We start from the raw sequence: 15249 nt of genomic DNA, 5'->3' as shown, positions 1-15249 counted from the left end.
AGGTTGGGCTGTCGTTGCACCCAGTGCTGGCGTCAGCCGCCGATGCCGCGCACCTGGCGAAAGCTTCGGGAATGACCGGAGGCCTGCGAAAGCGATTGCCGTTCGGCCCGGCATCGCCTACATAGCGCGCAACCTCCATTCAATCCGACATTTTCGGTCAACTATCAGGGAAAGCGCGCGTGGCACGCCAGTTCATCTATCACATGGCCGGCCTCAACAAGGCCTACGGCACCAAGAAGGTGCTCGAGAATATCCATCTGTCCTTCTACCCCGACGCCAAGATCGGCATCCTCGGCCCCAACGGCGCCGGCAAGTCGACGATCCTAAAGATCATGGCCGGCATCGACAAGGACTGGAACGGCGAGGCGTGGCTGGCCGAGGGGGCGACCGTCGGCTATCTGGCGCAGGAGCCGGCGCTCGATGCGAAGAAGACCGTGTTCGAGAACGTCATGGAAGGCGTTGCCGCCAAGACCGCCATCATCGAGCGCTACAACGAACTGATGATGAACTACTCCGACGAGACGGCGGACGAGTCGGCCAAGCTCCAGGACGAGATGGACCGGCTGAATCTCTGGGATCTCGAACAGCAGGTCGAGATGGCGATGGAAGCGCTGGGCTGCCCGCCCAAGGATTCTGAAGTCACCAAGCTGTCAGGCGGCGAGCGCCGCCGCGTCGCGCTCTGCCAGCTGCTGCTGCGTCAACCTGACCTTTTGCTGCTCGACGAACCGACCAACCATCTCGACGCCGAAACCACGGCGTGGCTGGAAAAGCATCTGCGCGCCTATCCAGGCGCGGTGATGATCATCACCCACGACCGCTACTTCCTTGACAATGTCACCGGCTGGATCCTTGAACTCGACCGCGGCCGCGGCATTCCCTATGAGGGCAACTACACCAAATATCTCGAAGCCAAGGCCAAGCGGCTCAAGCAGGAAGGCCGCGAGGACGACGCCCGCCAGCGCGCCATCGGCCGCGAGCGCGAGTGGATCCAGTCCAGCCCGAAGGCCCGCCAGACCAAGTCCAAGGCGCGTATCAAGGCGTTCGAGGATCTGCTGGTCGCCGCCGACAGCCGCCGCCCGACCGACACGCAGATCGTCATTCCGCATGGCGAGCGCCTCGGCAATGTGGTGATCGAGGTCGCCGACCTGTCGAAGGGCTTTGGCGACACGCTGCTGATCGAGGGCCTGGAATTCAAGCTGCCGCCGGGCGGCATCGTCGGCGTCATCGGCCCGAACGGCGCCGGCAAGACGACGCTGTTCAAGATGATCACCGCTCAGGAAAAGCCGGACGCCGGCACGATCCGCGTCGGCGAGACGGTCAAGCTCGGCTATGTCGACCAGAGCCGCGACGCACTCGACCCGTCGAAGACCGTGTGGGAAGAGATCTCGGGCGGCGCCGAAGTGGTCAAGCTCGGCAAATACGAGGCCAACACACGCGCCTATTGCTCGTCATTCAACTTCCGCGGCCAGGACCAGCAGCAGAAGGTCGGCAACCTGTCGGGCGGTCAGCGCAACCGCGTGCATCTGGCCAAGATGCTGAAGACCGGCGGCAATGTGCTGCTGCTAGACGAACCGACCAACGACCTCGATACGGAAACGCTGGCGGCGCTCGAAGACGCGCTGGAAAGCTTCGCCGGCTGCGCCGTCATCATCTCGCACGACCGTATGTTCCTCGACCGTCTGGCGACGCACATCCTCGCCTTCGAGGGCGACAGCCATGTCGAGTGGTTCGAGGGCAATTTCGAGGACTACGAGCAGGACAAGATCCGCCGGCTCGGGCCGGACGCAGTCAATCCGCACCGGATGACGTATAAGAGGCTGACGCGATAGGATATTTGTCGGGGCGGCGAATTCTCAAGATGATCTGAGGAGCTGACATGGCTGACTGGTCCGCCGCCCAATATCTGAAGTTCGAGGATGAGCGCACGCGCCCGGCGCGCGATCTGGTCGCGCAAGTGCCAGTGGATTTCCCGCGACGGGTCGTCGACATCGGCTGCGGCCCGGGCAATTCGACCGAGCTTCTGGTCAAGCGGTGGCCGGATGCCCAGGTCAGCGGCTTCGACACCTCGCCCGACATGATCGAGAAGGCGAGGGCTCGCCTGCCCGATGTCACCTTCGAACTGTCGGACGCGGCAACATGGCAGCCGGCACAGCCAGTCGACGTGATCTTCGCCAATGCCGTCTTCCAGTGGTTGCCGGAGCATCCGGCCGTGTTCCAGCGGCTGGTGGGGTTGTTGGCGCCAGGCGGCGCACTCGCCGTCCAGATGCCCGACAATATGGACGAGGACTCGCACCGCCTGATGCGCGAGACGGCGGTCGAGATGCCGTTTGCCGCAAAGATCAAAGGGGCGGCGCGCGCGCCACTGCCGCCGGTTTCATTCTATTACGACCTTCTGTCGCCGCTCGCGGACCGGCTCGATATCTGGCACACGATCTACAACCATCCGCTGGCCGATGCTGAAGCGATCGTCGAATGGGTCAAGTCGACAGGCTTGAAGCCGTTCCTCGATCCGCTCGCAGCGGACGAGAGGACCATGTTCCTCGACCATTACACGGCCAAGATCGCAGAGGCCTATCCGAGGACGGCGGATGGCAAGGTCCTGCTGCGCTTCCCCCGCATCTTCATCGTCGCCAAGCGGGCCTGACCGCGCGTCGGTCAACTCACCGCGATAGCAACGGGAAATGGCGGTTTAAGCTGGCATAAACCGGCCAAATGCGACAAGGGTTGCACCGGGCCGTCTATGCGCCCACATCAAGCCCGCAACGCCCGCGCATGGGACGGATTGGAAATGCATCGCGTCATCATCAGCGGCATCGGCGTCGAAATCCCTGAACCCAAGATCACCAATGAAGAACTGGTCGCCAGCTTCAACGCCTGGGTCGACATGGAGAATGCGCGCCGGACTGTCTCGGGCGAGACGCTGCTGCAGAAGTCGGACAGCGACTTCATCGTCCATGCCTCCGGTGTCCAGACCCGCCATGTGATCGAGCGGGAAGGCATTCTCGACCCGACGCGGATGGCGCCGCGCATACCGGCGCGGCCCGACGATGCGCTGTCGCTGCAGGCCGAGTTCGGCGTCGCTTCGGCCAGGAAGGCGCTCGACCATGCCGGCCTGAAGCCGTCCGATATCGACCTGGTGATCTGCTCGGCCTCGCACCACCAGCGGCCCTATCCGGCGATCGCCATCGAGATGCAGCAAGCCCTGGGCACCAAAGGCGCCGGCTTCGATATGGGGCTTGGCTGCTCGTCGGCCGCGGCGGCGTTGCACATCGCCGTCAATCTGGTGCGGGCCGCCGCGCACAAGCGCGTGCTGGTCACCACGCCCGAGATCATCACCGGCCATCTCAATTTCCGCGACCGGCAGACGCATTTCATCTTCGGCGATGCTTCGGTGTCGATGGTCGTCGAGGGGCTCGACCAGGGCGAGAAGCGGCCGGGGCGTTTCCAGGTGCTCGACACCCGCACCTGGACGCAGATGTCGAACAACATCCGCACCAATCTCGGCTACCACACGCGCACCGCGCAGGACGATCCCTACATGATCAACCTCGAGGGCAATCTGATCAAGCAGGTCGGCAACAAGGTGTTCAAGGAAGTCACCGTTGCCGGCCACAAATTCATCGTCGAATTCCTGGCCGAGCACGGGCTGACGCCGCAAGGCATCCGCCGCTTCTGGCTGCATCAGGCCAATGCGCGCATGAACGCCATGATCCTGAAACTCGCCTTCGGCCATGAGGTCGATCATGATCGCGCGCCGATGGTGCTGGAGCGCCTCGGCAACACCGCCGGCGCCGGGGCCATCATCGCTCTATCCGAGAACCACGCCGATATGAAGCCCGGCGACTACGGCCTGCTCTGCGCCTTCGGCGCGGGATATTCGATCGGCGGCGCGCTGCTGCGCATGCTTTAGTTCGGCGCGAACGGCACCAGCATTGGCACCCGCCGGGCGTAATCGTCATAGGCGCTGCCCAGTTCGCCGCGCAGGAACTGTTCCTCCAGCCTTGCCTTCACAACGGCACCGATGGTGAGCAGGGCGGCACCGGCAATGCCCCATACCGTCCCCTTGGCCGCCATGGTGGCAAGGACCGCCAGCAGCAGGCCGGTGTAGATCGGGTGCCGGACCAGGCCATAGGGGCCGGTGGCGACCACGTGGTGATCCGCCTTGGCGGTGATGTTACCCGACCACAGCCGGCCGAGATGCAGCCTGGCCCACCAGGAGAAGACGAGGCCGGTCGCGATCAGCGCAACGCAGATCCAGGCCTCGGTGAGGTTGGGCGTCCAGAGCCGCAGCAGGCCGACATAGCCGTGCGCCGGAACGAACAGCAGGATCGTACCGAACAGCCACAGGATGCGATAGCGAAGTTCCGCCTGCAAGCCGGCGCGCTTCTTAACGGGGTCGGACCATAAGGCGGCCACGAGCCAGGACACGACCCAGATCAGCCAAAGTGCTGCGATCGCAGGTGCTGGATGCATGATGAACGACTCCTCCGAGCGCGCCAGTATCAAGTCGACGCAGCACGGCGGCAATACGGCGCCCGGCCAGAGGATGCGCGGTTGGCGGTAAGAAGATCGTGATCGGTGAAGCATCCCATCAGCCGGCTCGATCGGATCATCAGCGCTTTGGACTGGACCCGGTCCATGGCCGCGGGCTAATTGCGGTTCGTGTTGCAGAAGGAATGAAGCCATGGCGGATCTCTTTGCCGAGACCGAAAATCCGGTCGAAATCCTGCCGGCGCGAAAGCTCGCGGCGAAAGTGGCGGCGCTCTACGTGGCGCCGTTCGATCACTTCGAAACGCGACCGGTGGAAGAATTGAGGCTCGGCTTCGACGGCATCGACGGTGATTTCCACGCCGGCGCCACGCGGCGCTCCGGCGGGCGTGAGCCCTGGTATCCGCGCGGCACCGAGATGCGCAACGAGCGGCAATTGTCGATCGTGGCGGCGGATGAGCTGGCTGTTGTCGCCGAGCGGATGGGGCTCAAGGAGATCAAGCCGGAATGGATCGGCGCCAACCTGCTGATCGGGGGCGTGCCGCAGCTTTCCATGCTGCCGTCGGGTACGCTGCTGTTTTTCAGGGGTGGCGTGACGATCAAGGTCGATGCGCAGAACGGACCCTGCCGCATTGCCGGGCGCTCGGTCGCGGAGAATGCCGGGATGGCCGACCACGAGGCCGGCGCGCTGGCCTTTCCAAAGGCGGCGAAACGGCTGCGCGGCCTTGTCGCCTGGGTGGAAAAGCCGGGCACGATTGTTGCCGGCGAGGAGATCTCGGTGCGCGTGCCCGAGCAGTGGATCTACCGGGCCTAGTTTCCACAAAAGGGAGAGGCTGCGCCGCGAGGCGACGCAGCCGGATCTAGAGCATGATCCCGAAAAGTGGAATCCGGTTTTCGGAAAAGATCATGCTCAAAAAGAAAGATAGGCGTCAGGCCGCCTTGCGGTTCTTGTTTTCGCCTTGCGCCATGATGGAAACGTGATCCCACTTTTCCCAGGTGGCGATGCGGTTGGCGTATTCTTGGCGGATCATCGGCAGGCCGCCGTCACCGAAGAACACCCTGAGCGGCGGCTCGGCCGCATCGACGATCTCAAGCATCGCCGGCCCGGTGGCCTCAGGATCGCCAGGGACAGCGTGGCTGCGGCGCTCGGCCATGGCCGCGCGGGCGGGCGCGTAGGCCTCGATGGCTTTGGAAACCTTGGCCGACGGCCCGGCCCAGTCGGTGGAGAAACCGCCCGGCTCGACCAGCGTGACATGGATGCCGAATTCCGCGACCTCGAGGCTGAGCGTCTGGCTAAACGCCTCCAGCGCCCATTTCGAGGCGTGGTAGAGGCCGAGCGAGGCGAAGGCGTTGACGCCGCCGATCGACGAGATCTGGATGATGTGGCCGGAACGCTGCGCCCGCATGATCGGCAAAGCGGCCTGGGTGGCCCAAAGCGCGCCGAACACATTGGTCTCGATCTGGTCGCGGGCTTCCTGTTCGCTGACTTCCTCGATGGCGCCGAAATGACCATAGCCGGCATTGTTGATGACGACGTCGAGCCGCCCAAAGCGCTTGTGCGCCTCCGCAATCGCGGCATCGACGGCCTTCTTGTCGGTGACGTCGAGCTTGATCGCGGCGATGTTGTCGCCATATTTGGCGACGAGATCGGCGAGCGTGCCGGCGTCACGGGCCGTCGCCGCGACTCGGTCGCCGCGTGCGAGCGCCGCCTCGACCCAAACGCGGCCAAAGCCCTTCGACGATCCGGTGATGAACCAAACCTTGCTTGTCATGATCTGAGATCCTTGCCCATGCGAGCCGTGAATTTTGGATGGAAACGGAGGCTTCTCCGTTTTTGCCATATACGGTGCATCCCGTGATTTTCCAGAGGCGGAGGAGAATCTTTTTGGCCTGGACGTCCTGTTGAACAGGACGCCTGTTGATCAGGGATAGCGTACCGGGCTCGACCAGGCCGGGTCTTCGTGCCGTTGCCAATAGAGCGCCATCAGCCGGCTGGTGATCGGGCCGACCTTGCCGTCGGCGACCGGCGCGCCATCGATCACGGTTACCGGCATGATGCCGCCGGCGGTCGAGGTGATGAAGACTTCATCGGCTGCCTTCAACGCGGCGACGCTGACGTCGGCCGCTGTCGCAGGCAGCCCCGCCTCGGCGCAGAGGTCGAAGACGGTGCGGCGGGTGATGCCGGGCAGGACTCCGATGGCCGGCGTCGACAGTTTGCCGTCCTTGACGCAGAACACATTGAAGCCAGGGCCCTCGGCGACATTGCCGTTGAAGTCGAGGATCAACGCCGTCTCGGCGCCGCGATCGTAGGCGTCGTAGAGGCCGCGCACGAGGTCGAGCCAGTGGTAGTTCTTGATCGACGGGTCGATCGAGGCCGGCGGGATGCGCACCTTGTCGCTGATCGCCACATTGAGCCCACGCTGCAACTGCTCGGCATTGGCGACCGAGCCGAGGGGCACGGCGAAGGCCATGAAGCGATTGATTGCCTGGCGCGGGTCGCGGCTGAAGGTCGGCGACGCGCCGCGCGTGCACAGCATCTCGACATAGGCGGCGCGGTGGCCTGACAGCGCGACGCAATTGTGCAGGATCTCGGCGACGCCGTCGTGGTCGAACGGGATCGCCATGCGCAGCTTCTCCAAGCCGCCGAAGAAGCGGTCGAGATGCAGGTCGAGACGGAAGAAGCTGCCGTTCCAGACATGCACCGTGTCGTAGGTGGCGTCGGAGTGCAGAAAACCCCAATCCAGCACCGAGATCTTGGCCTGCGACATCGGCAGATACTGGCCATCGAGGAAGGCGACGCCGTCCGGGTAGGAATGCGGGTCGATGTGGCGCTCGGAAAGAGGCGGCAGCGGCATGGCTCGCTCCGTTGCAACGTTTCGGCTCATCGCAAACTCTCCTTGTCCATGGCTCGATCCATGGTCAGGCTAGCGCCGCTCAGCGGGTTACATAGAGCCACTTATGCGGTGCTCTTTGTTCTAGGTGGAATATTGGTTTTCCCTTACGGTTGCCGGCGAGACTGTCAGGCCGGGGGGGACATGGACAGGCATACGGGGCTTGGTGCAATCATCTTTGCGATGATCGTTTTCGTCAGCAGCGGCGAAGCCTTCGCCCAGTGCACGCGCGAAGGCGAGGAGCTATGTCAAAGCGGCCAGACATATCGCTGCGAGAAGACGGGCAGCGAGTTGACGCCGATCTTCCAGAACGTCCCTTGCGAGGTGAATGTGCCATCCTTGACCGGCACCTGGGTCGGCAATGGCCATCAAAGCCCGGCCGGGGCTGCCGGCGCTGACTGGTCGATTGCCATGACCATCAACGACAGTGGCGCGTCGATCGACTATCCGTCGCTCAGTTGCGGTGGATCTCTGACCCAGCTTTCCAGGGACGACAGCTCGGCGGAGTTCCGTGAGAGCATCACCTATGGCCAGGACAAGTGCGTCGATGGCGGCACGATCACCGTCAGGTTCTTCAAGGGAAACCTGTCCTGGGTCTGGGTCGGCCAAGCGGATGGCCAGCCCTATAACGCCGTCGCCGTGCTGACCCGGCAGTAGCGGCTCCTAGAGCCCGTTCCTGGAGCCGGGATGGGGCTCTATCTCTTTGTTTGAGCATGATCTTTTCCGAAAACCGGATCCTACTTTTTGCTACGCTGACCTCCGGTTCGGGATCATGCTCTAGCGCTATTCCTCCTCGTCTTCGGAATCGAGCAGGCGCGTGGCGCGCCAGCGGGTCAGCACGATGTTGGTCTGTTCGATGACGAAGAAGCGCGCCGAGTCGCGGTCATAGCCTTCCGCCAGCAGCTTTTCGTAGTCGGTGTGGACGTGACGGATATGGGCGATGGTCGCCAGCCAGACGGAGATCGACGGCGGCAGATTGTGCAAATGCGCCCTGCCGGCGTCGGCACGGATCTTTTCGATGTCGGCATAGGGTGCCAGCGGCAAAAGCGTGGTCAGCGCCTTGGCGATGGCGCGGCGGCGGTTGGTCGGCGCTTTCATGGCTCGTCCCGCCCGGCAATGGTCGCATCGGCAAACGAGTCGGTCGAGGCGAAGTACGGCTTGATGTCGATGACGGGCGTGCCGTCGAGCACGTCGATGGCGTCGAGTTCGATTCGGCCGCTGCCGATGTCGAGCCCGACGAGTTTCGCCACATGCAAGCCGACAGGGTTCGGCCGGGCCGGCGAGCGCAGCGAGAAAACGCCTTTCGGTTCAGTGGCATGGCGGGGTTTCTGCACAATCAGAGTCCGCGGCGCATGATGGAGCCAGGACAGGATGATGATGTGGCTGGCGCGTTCCAATCCCGCCAGGCCGTCGCGATAAGGTGGGTCGACCAGCAGTGTGGCACCGCGGCCTGCCTCCCGCGCCGCCTTCATGTTCTTGGGGCAGGTCTGCCGACTCGTCCATGGCGAGGCGATGCGGCCGATGAAGACGACATGGCCATCCCCCGGCATATCGGCCGGATCGGTTTCCAGAAGCCTTTCGCCGCTGCGCGTCTCGAACATGGTTTTCGCCTCGTTCATCCGAAGACCGCTTTCCGTCTGCGGGTCATGCATGCGTCATTTTCTTGTCCGGAAGCGACATGGGCCTTGCATGGTTGTCAAATTCGACATAAACATATGTTTATATCTTTTTTCAAAAGAGAAGCGCTCATGCATGTCTCGCTCGACACAATGGTGGATACTCTGAAGGCGGCGGCCGAATCGAGCCGGCTCCGCATTCTGGCACTCTTGTCGCGCGGCGACCTTACCGTTTCGGATCTTACCGAAATCCTCGGCCAGTCGCAGCCGCGCGTGTCGCGCCACCTCAAGCTGCTTTTGGAGGCCGGGCTGATTGGTCGTTACCAGGAGGGCTCCTGGGCCTTCTTCCGGCTTTCGGATACGGATTCGGCCCGTGATTTCGTGATCAGGCTGATCTCAGGTATCCGCGGCGCCGATCCGCAGGTCGAGCGCGACCTCGAGCGGCTGGCGTCGGTCAAGCGCAAGCGCCAGGACCGCGCCGCCGAATACTTTTCCGAGAATGCCGCGAGTTGGGATCATATCCGCTCGCTGCATGTGCCGGATCGCGCCGTGGAAGCGGCGCTGCTGAAGCTAGTGGGCAAGCGGCCGTTCCAGTCGATGCTTGACCTTGGCACCGGCACCGGGCGGCTACTTGAAATCTTTTCGCCGCTTTACCGGCGCGGCGTCGGCATCGACATGTCGCGCGAGATGCTGACCGTGGCGCGCGCCAATCTCGACAAGGCCGGCGTTTCGAATGCGCAGGTGCGGCAGGGCGATATTTTCGCGCCGCCGGTCGAGCGCGATGCCTTCGATCTCGTCACCATCCATCAGGTGCTGCACTATCTCGATGATCCGGCCCGCGCCATCCGCGAGGCGGCAAGGCTGCTGCGCCCGGCGGGCCGGCTGGTGATCGTCGATTTCGCGCCGCATACGCTGGAGTTCCTGCGCGACCAGCACGCGCATGCCAGGCTCGGCTTTTCCGACCGGCAGATCGCCGAGTGGTTCGCCGAGGCAGGGCTCGCGCTCGAAGACAGCCAGGAGTTCGAGCCGCGCGGCGGCAACGAGGCCAGGCTCACGGTCAAGCTGTGGCTCGGCCGCGACCGCCGCATGCTGATCGCCGACCCGTCCAATGACAGCCAACCCAGCCAAGCGTACCCGATGGGGGAAATAGCCTGATGAACCAGTTCCGCTTTTCCCGCCGCCCCGACATCGGCGACAAAGTCCGGGTTTCGTTCGAATTCTTCCCGCCGAAGACCGACGAGATGGAGGCGAGGCTGTGGGACACCGTCACCCGGCTGGAGCCGCTCAAGCCGAAATTCGTCTCGGTTACCTATGGCGCCGGCGGCTCGACCCGTGAGCGCACGGCCCGCACGGTCAAGCGCATCCTCAACGAGACGACGCTGACGCCGGCGGCGCACATGACCTGCGTCGATGCGGCCCGCGATCAGGTCGACGCCGTCGTCCGGGAATTCGCCGACATGGGCGTCACCCGCTTCGTCGCCTTGCGCGGCGATCCGGCCGCAGGCGTCGGCACCGCCTACAGGCCGCATCCCGACGGCTATGCCAACGGCGCCGAACTGGTCGGGGCGCTGAAGGGCGCCGGTGATTTCGATATCTCGGTTTCAGCCTATCCGGAGAAGCATCCGGAAAGCCCGGACTTTGCCACCGACTTCGACATGCTGAAGCGCAAGGCCGACAACGGGGCGACGCGGGCAATCACCCAGTTCTTCTTCGACAACGATCTCTACGAGCGCTATGTCGAGCGGGCGCGGCGCGCCGGCATCTACATCCCGATCGTGCCGGGCATTCTGCCGGTGCATAATTTCACCCAGGTCGCCAATTTCTCGGCGCGCTGCGGCGCGCTGGTGCCGGCATGGCTGGCCGAGCGCTTCGAAGGGCTGCAGAACGATCCGCAGACGCATGCGCTGGTCGCCTCAGCCGTGGCGGCCGAGCAGGTGCTCGACCTGGTCGAACGCGGCGTCAGCGACTTCCACTTCTACACCATGAACCGGGCCGACCTGGTGTTTGCCATCTGCCACATGATCGGCATCCGCTCGCATGAGGCCGAGGTGGCGGGATCAGCGGCGGCCTGAACTTTGTCGCGGCATGAAATGCAAAAGGCCGGGTAAAAACCCGGCCTCTCGAAATCGGTTGACTATCAGCTGCTGTTTTCTTCCGCTCTGGCGGTTACGGAAGAACACCTATGATAAGGGCGCCGATGAATGCAAACGCTGCACAAATCATCAATGCGTTGATTGGCCTCGTCAGTCCCATGTCATAGCCTCCTCTTAAAGAGCTATGTCCGGAGTCTAGGGTCATTTTTGCCACAGGCAAGCGGAAAACGTGCTGCAATGCGACATGATTGTGGGTTTTGCGACCTGGCTTTCGGCGTTAGGCATTGAAACTCTTCGGCAAAAGCCGGCTCAGGGGTTGTGAATAAATTGTGGCGCGCCCGCGGCGGAAGCGAGGCATGGCTGCGCTACCGCGTCCGCCCGAAGATGGAATTCGACCTTTGCAGCGCTGATTTCGGTTCGGAAAGCACGATGCGAGAGTCAATCAAAGTGTTTAGATCGTCCCCTTCCGCGTCCAATTGAGGACAGCATCAACGTCGGCCGAACAGGCGTCCATCTATCGTCACCAGCCCGAACGCGATCAGCGCCATGCCGCCCATTTCGAACGGTTCAAGCCGTTCGCCGAGGAACAGGAAGCCGAGCAGCATGGCGCTTGCCGGCACGATCAGGGTGACCAGCGAAGCATTGGTGGCGCCGGCCGAGGCGACGAGGTTGAAATAGAGGATGTAGGCGAAGGCGGTGGAAAGCAGCGCCAGCGCCAGCACTGCCGCCCAGACCGGCGGCGAAGCCGAGAACAGGCCGGCGGGACCATAGGCGATGAGCACGACCGGGATCATGATGACGGTCGAGGCGGTCAATTGTCCCGTGGCGACGATCGGCGAGGGCACGCCCTTGAAGCGGCGGGCGATCATCAGCGCGACGGCATAGGACAACGAGGCGCCGATCAGCGCGAACTTCGCCCAGACCGGACCGCCGAGCCCGGCAAGCAGGCCCGGACCGATCATCACCGCCGTGCCGGTGATGCCGAGCGCTATGCCGGCAAGCTTGTTCCAGGACAGCTTTTCGTCGCTGGTCAGGGCGTTGGCGAGGATCAGCGTCCAGAACGGCGTCGTTGAGTTGAGCACCGACGCGAGGCCGGCGCCAAGCTCGGTCTGGCCAGCGAAGATCAGCGAGAAAGGAACGACATTGTTGGCGAGCGCCAGCAGGAAGAACAGGCCGGCATGCGGGAAGGCGAGACGAAAGGACGGGCCGCGCCAGCCGAGATAGAGCTGGAGGGCGAGCGCCGCGATGGCGACGCGAAACAGCACCAGCACCAGTGGAGGCAATTCCGACACGGCGATGCGGGCAAAGAAGAACGAACCGCCCCAGATGGCGCCCAGCAGCAGAAGCTGCCCCCAGTCCTTGAGCACCATCGGTCCGCGCGCCGTGGCGGTTGCGGCTGTCGCCATGTGAATGTCCTCCCAGTCGCCGAATGCCAAGCCTGTCAGGCGTGTGATCAAGCCATATCCGGTCCGGCGACAAGGGCCACCCGAAACCGATCGATGGCGTAGCATCGCTCGGAATCCCCGTAGCGCCGTACCCCCCAGGGGTGCGAGACACAGAATTGTTTTCTTTAGCCGCTAGCTTGGATTAATTGTGCGCAGCCAAGGTTCAGGGGATTCGTCCATGCAGCGATTCGAAAATGCCCGTGAGGCAGCGCTGGCGCTCCGTCCGGACGATCCGGTCTACTGCTTCCGGCCGGAGGTTTTGAAGACCGACGCCAGACAGTTCATGGGCATGTTCCCCGGCAAGACCGCCTATGCGGTCAAGACCAATGGCGAGCAGATCGTGCTGAAGGCGCTGGTCGAAGCCGGCGTCACCGCTTTCGATGTCGCTTCGCCCGGCGAGTTTGCCGCCGTGCGCGCCGTCTCGCCCGATGCCGAGATGCTCTACATGCATCCGATCAAGGCGCAGTCGGACATCAAGCTGGCGCTGGAAAAATACGGCATTCGCGTCATCTCGCTCGATCATGAGGACGAGATCACCAAGCTGACACGGGTGGTGCGGGCGCTCGACATCGACCCCGGCGCCATGACCGTGTTCGTCCGCATGCAGACGAAGGGATCGGCGGCCTACGAATTGTCGAAGAAGTTCGGCGCCGGGCCGGCCTATGCGGTGGAACTCGCCGAGCGGCTGAACCGCACCGGCTACAAGGTCGGCCTCTGCTTCCATGTCGGCAGCCAGATCGAGGATCCCGACACCTATGAGCGTGCGCTGGCCTCGGCCGACTGGGTGCGCAACCGCGTCTCCTTCGACATTGCCGGCCTCGATGTCGGCGGCGGTTTTCCGGCCGAATACGGCCACGATCCCAACCGCAAGCAGATCGAGATGCCGTCGCTCGGCCAGATCATGTCGCGGCTTTCGGGCGACCTGAAGGAATATCAGTTCGACCAGATTCCGCTGGTGGCGGAGCCTGGCCGGGTGATCGTGGCGCGCTGCCTGTCGCTGATCGTGCGCGTGCTGTTGCGCAAGGGCAAACGGCTCTACATCAATGACGGCATCTGGGCGTCGCTGTCGGATTCATGGACCGGCAAGATCACGCTGCCGGCGCGTTTCATTCCCGACCCGGCGATCCGCTCGCGAAATGGCGAGGAAAAGAACATCGTGCCGTTCAAGGTGTGCGGCGCGACCTGCGATTCCGTCGACATCCTGTCGCGGCCGTTCTGGCTGCCGGAAACGGTCGACACGGGCGACTGGATCGAAATCGGCCATATCGGCGCTTATTCGCTGTCGCTCAGGACGCGCTTCAACGGCTTCTACCCCGACACTTTCGTCGAGGTGACGACGCCGTTCGACGAAGGCGATGCGCCGGAGGGATTTGCGAGCCTGGAGACGATGGCTGATTAGTGAGTAGTGAGTAGTGAGTAGTAAGTAGGCGAGTGCACTCACTACTCACTACTCACTGCTATTACAGCCTCGCCAGCAGATCCGGCGTCGGCCAGCCATCCACGGGCAACCCAAGGCGCATCTGTTCCTTGCGGATGGCTTCGCGGGTGTTCGTGCCTAGGATGCCGTCGACCGTGCCGACGTCGTAGCCTCTGGCCTCGAGCTTGGTCTGGAGTGCTTTCATCTGGTCGCCGCTGAGACCGGATTCAGGGGTGCGCGGGTCGAATTGCGGCGCGCCGGCGAGCCGCGCGGCGAGGCTTGCCGCGGTCAGCGCATAGGTGAAGGACTGGTTCCACTCGAGATAGACGTCGAAATTGTCGTAGGCGAGGAAGGCCGGCCCCTTGCGGCCCATCGGCAGCGCCAGACCCGCCTTCAGGCCGTTGTCGATAAGCGGCGTGCCGTTCGGGTTGGTGACACCCCACTGAGCCCATTGCGACAGCGGCAGCTTGTTGGTGCGGCCGGTCTGGTCCCACGGCATATCGTCGGGCACGCGCACTTCCTCGATCCAGGGCTGGTCGCGTTTCCAGCCGCGCGACAGGATCTTGTTGGCCGTGGTCATGATCACGTCCGGTACGCTGCCGCGCAGGTCGACCACGCCGTCACCGTCGCCGTCGACGCCACGCGTGAGATAGTCGGACGGCAGGATCTGCGTCTGGCCGATCTCGCCGGCCCAGGCGCCGGTGACGTCGGCCGGCACGACACCGCGGTCGATCAGCGTCAGCAGCGGCACCAGCTGGGGCCGGAAAAGCTGCGGCCGGCGACAGTCATGCGCGAGTGTGACCAGCGCGCTCAGCGTATGGAAATCGCCCTGCACGGCGCCGAAATCGGTCTCCAGCGCCCAGAAAGCTGCGATGACCGGCGCCTGGACGCCGAACTGCTGGTCGGCGCGGGCAAACACGTCGGCGTATTTCTTCAGATTGGCCGCGCCCTGCTTCAGCCGATAGGCCGAGATCATGCGGTTCGAGAACTGGATGAAGGTCTGGGAAAACACACCCTGGGCACGATCGCGCGCCAGCACCTTGTCGTCGATGCTGGCAGCTTCCAGCGCATCGAGGCCGTGAGCGCCGACGCCAGCCGACTTGGCTTCGGTCGCCACGCCCTGCTTCCATGCCTCGAACTCGCCGCCGCATTCCTGCGCCGCCGCCGGCAACGCCGTGGCGCACAGGATGAGCGCCGCGAGGGCTTTGGAACGCAGTCGCATCAGCTTCCTTCCGAAACCAGGTGCTCGAGCATCCTTTGCGCGTCCATTTCGAACGCGCGGCGCTCTGGATTATCAGC

Annotated in this window: 15 protein-coding genes; 8 read left to right on the top strand and 7 right to left on the bottom strand. The window is 63.7% G+C overall.

The window, feature by feature from the left end; genetic code table 11:
• The first annotated feature begins 179 nt into the window (after positions 1–179).
• The 3 genes from ettA (at position 180) to ACSQ3Z_RS17225 (ending at position 3910) form a co-directional block, all read left to right on the top strand.
• Positions 180–1829, top strand: a complete 1650-nt coding sequence (gene ettA, locus ACSQ3Z_RS17235) for an energy-dependent translational throttle protein EttA (RefSeq protein WP_436172519.1) — start codon at positions 180–182, stop codon at positions 1827–1829.
• Positions 1830–1876: 47 nt separating this feature from the next.
• Positions 1877–2644, top strand: coding sequence for a trans-aconitate 2-methyltransferase (gene tam, locus ACSQ3Z_RS17230; RefSeq protein ID WP_436172518.1), 768 nt, complete (start codon positions 1877–1879; stop codon positions 2642–2644).
• 144 nt (positions 2645–2788) lie between these two features.
• Positions 2789–3910 (top strand): beta-ketoacyl-ACP synthase III, encoded by a 1122-nt coding sequence (locus tag ACSQ3Z_RS17225; RefSeq protein WP_436172517.1) that lies wholly within the window; start codon positions 2789–2791, stop codon positions 3908–3910.
• Here the strand turns inward: ACSQ3Z_RS17225 and ACSQ3Z_RS17220 are convergent.
• Entirely contained in the window at positions 3907–4473 is a 567-nt protein-coding gene (locus ACSQ3Z_RS17220) for a methyltransferase family protein (protein ID WP_436172516.1), read from the bottom strand. The genes ACSQ3Z_RS17225 and ACSQ3Z_RS17220 overlap by 4 nt on opposite strands.
• A gap of 211 nt (positions 4474–4684) precedes the next feature.
• On the opposite strand from ACSQ3Z_RS17220, the gene ACSQ3Z_RS17215 reads away from it, so the two are divergent.
• Positions 4685–5302: an MOSC domain-containing protein gene (locus ACSQ3Z_RS17215; RefSeq protein ID WP_436172515.1), complete on the top strand. Its 618-nt coding sequence runs from the start codon at positions 4685–4687 to the stop codon at positions 5300–5302.
• 115 nt (positions 5303–5417) lie between these two features.
• On the opposite strand, the gene ACSQ3Z_RS17210 is transcribed toward ACSQ3Z_RS17215, so the two are convergent.
• Together ACSQ3Z_RS17210 and ACSQ3Z_RS17205 are read right to left on the bottom strand one after the other, a co-directional pair.
• Positions 5418–6260: an SDR family oxidoreductase gene (locus ACSQ3Z_RS17210; RefSeq protein ID WP_436172514.1), complete on the bottom strand. Its 843-nt coding sequence runs from the start codon at positions 6258–6260 to the stop codon at positions 5418–5420.
• A 150-nt stretch (positions 6261–6410) separates the two neighbouring features.
• Positions 6411–7373 (bottom strand): D-amino acid aminotransferase, encoded by a 963-nt coding sequence (locus ACSQ3Z_RS17205; protein ID WP_436172513.1) that lies wholly within the window; start codon positions 7371–7373, stop codon positions 6411–6413.
• Positions 7374–7523: 150 nt separating this feature from the next.
• On the opposite strand from ACSQ3Z_RS17205, the gene ACSQ3Z_RS17200 reads away from it, so the two are divergent.
• On the top strand, positions 7524–8036 hold the full coding sequence (locus ACSQ3Z_RS17200; RefSeq protein WP_436172512.1) for a hypothetical protein: 513 nt from the start codon (positions 7524–7526) through the stop codon (positions 8034–8036).
• Positions 8037–8162: 126 nt separating this feature from the next.
• Here ACSQ3Z_RS17200 and ACSQ3Z_RS17195 read toward each other — a convergent pair whose 3' ends face one another.
• Both ACSQ3Z_RS17195 and tsaA read right to left on the bottom strand, forming a co-directional pair.
• Positions 8163–8477: a DUF2293 domain-containing protein gene (locus ACSQ3Z_RS17195; RefSeq protein WP_436172511.1), complete on the bottom strand. Its 315-nt coding sequence runs from the start codon at positions 8475–8477 to the stop codon at positions 8163–8165.
• Complete coding sequence (gene tsaA, locus ACSQ3Z_RS17190; RefSeq protein WP_436173922.1) at positions 8474–8980, bottom strand: tRNA (N6-threonylcarbamoyladenosine(37)-N6)-methyltransferase TrmO; 507 nt, start codon at positions 8978–8980, stop codon at positions 8474–8476. The genes ACSQ3Z_RS17195 and tsaA overlap by 4 nt, the downstream gene beginning before the upstream one ends.
• Before the next feature lie 147 nt (positions 8981–9127).
• On the opposite strand from tsaA, the gene ACSQ3Z_RS17185 reads away from it, so the two are divergent.
• Complete coding sequence (locus tag ACSQ3Z_RS17185) at positions 9128–10150, top strand: ArsR/SmtB family transcription factor (protein WP_436172510.1); 1023 nt, start codon at positions 9128–9130, stop codon at positions 10148–10150.
• Complete coding sequence (gene metF / locus ACSQ3Z_RS17180) at positions 10150–11067, top strand: methylenetetrahydrofolate reductase [NAD(P)H] (RefSeq protein WP_436172509.1); 918 nt, start codon at positions 10150–10152, stop codon at positions 11065–11067. Before ACSQ3Z_RS17185 ends, metF begins: the two co-directional genes overlap by 1 nt.
• Positions 11068–11576: 509 nt before the next feature.
• On the opposite strand, the gene ACSQ3Z_RS17175 is transcribed toward metF, so the two are convergent.
• Positions 11577–12494: a DMT family transporter gene (locus tag ACSQ3Z_RS17175; protein WP_436172508.1), complete on the bottom strand. Its 918-nt coding sequence runs from the start codon at positions 12492–12494 to the stop codon at positions 11577–11579.
• Positions 12495–12711: 217 nt separating this feature from the next.
• Between ACSQ3Z_RS17175 and ACSQ3Z_RS17170 the strand changes: the two genes are divergently transcribed.
• Positions 12712–13932: an alanine racemase gene (locus ACSQ3Z_RS17170; protein ID WP_436172507.1), complete on the top strand. Its 1221-nt coding sequence runs from the start codon at positions 12712–12714 to the stop codon at positions 13930–13932.
• Positions 13933–13993: 61 nt separating this feature from the next.
• On the opposite strand, the gene ACSQ3Z_RS17165 is transcribed toward ACSQ3Z_RS17170, so the two are convergent.
• Complete coding sequence (locus ACSQ3Z_RS17165; RefSeq protein ID WP_436172506.1) at positions 13994–15172, bottom strand: lytic murein transglycosylase; 1179 nt, start codon at positions 15170–15172, stop codon at positions 13994–13996.
• Between the last annotated feature and the right edge of the window lie 77 nt (positions 15173–15249).

It is taken from the genome of Mesorhizobium sp. LjNodule214 (genome assembly GCF_964252735.1).
Lineage (GTDB): Bacteria > Pseudomonadota > Alphaproteobacteria > Rhizobiales > Rhizobiaceae > Mesorhizobium.
Note: the sequence above shows the minus strand (reverse complement) of the source record. Positions and strands in the feature narration are given on the sequence as shown.

Coding starts and splice junctions, on each gene's coding strand:
- ACSQ3Z_RS17165 (WP_436172506.1), bottom strand. CDS start 15,172: ATGCGACTGCGTTCCAAAGCCCTCGCGGCGCTCATCCTGTGCGCCACG.
- ACSQ3Z_RS17215 (WP_436172515.1), top strand. CDS start 4,685: ATGGCGGATCTCTTTGCCGAGACCGAAAATCCGGTCGAAATCCTGCCG.
- ACSQ3Z_RS17225 (WP_436172517.1), top strand. CDS start 2,789: ATGCATCGCGTCATCATCAGCGGCATCGGCGTCGAAATCCCTGAACCC.
- ACSQ3Z_RS17170 (WP_436172507.1), top strand. CDS start 12,712: ATGCAGCGATTCGAAAATGCCCGTGAGGCAGCGCTGGCGCTCCGTCCG.
- ACSQ3Z_RS17195 (WP_436172511.1), bottom strand. CDS start 8,477: ATGAAAGCGCCGACCAACCGCCGCCGCGCCATCGCCAAGGCGCTGACC.
- tsaA (WP_436173922.1), bottom strand. CDS start 8,980: ATGTTCGAGACGCGCAGCGGCGAAAGGCTTCTGGAAACCGATCCGGCC.
- ACSQ3Z_RS17185 (WP_436172510.1), top strand. CDS start 9,128: ATGCATGTCTCGCTCGACACAATGGTGGATACTCTGAAGGCGGCGGCC.
- ACSQ3Z_RS17205 (WP_436172513.1), bottom strand. CDS start 7,373: ATGAGCCGAAACGTTGCAACGGAGCGAGCCATGCCGCTGCCGCCTCTT.
- ACSQ3Z_RS17210 (WP_436172514.1), bottom strand. CDS start 6,260: ATGACAAGCAAGGTTTGGTTCATCACCGGATCGTCGAAGGGCTTTGGC.
- ACSQ3Z_RS17220 (WP_436172516.1), bottom strand. CDS start 4,473: ATGCATCCAGCACCTGCGATCGCAGCACTTTGGCTGATCTGGGTCGTG.
- metF (WP_436172509.1), top strand. CDS start 10,150: ATGAACCAGTTCCGCTTTTCCCGCCGCCCCGACATCGGCGACAAAGTC.
- ACSQ3Z_RS17200 (WP_436172512.1), top strand. CDS start 7,524: ATGGACAGGCATACGGGGCTTGGTGCAATCATCTTTGCGATGATCGTT.
- ACSQ3Z_RS17175 (WP_436172508.1), bottom strand. CDS start 12,494: ATGGCGACAGCCGCAACCGCCACGGCGCGCGGACCGATGGTGCTCAAG.
- tam (WP_436172518.1), top strand. CDS start 1,877: ATGGCTGACTGGTCCGCCGCCCAATATCTGAAGTTCGAGGATGAGCGC.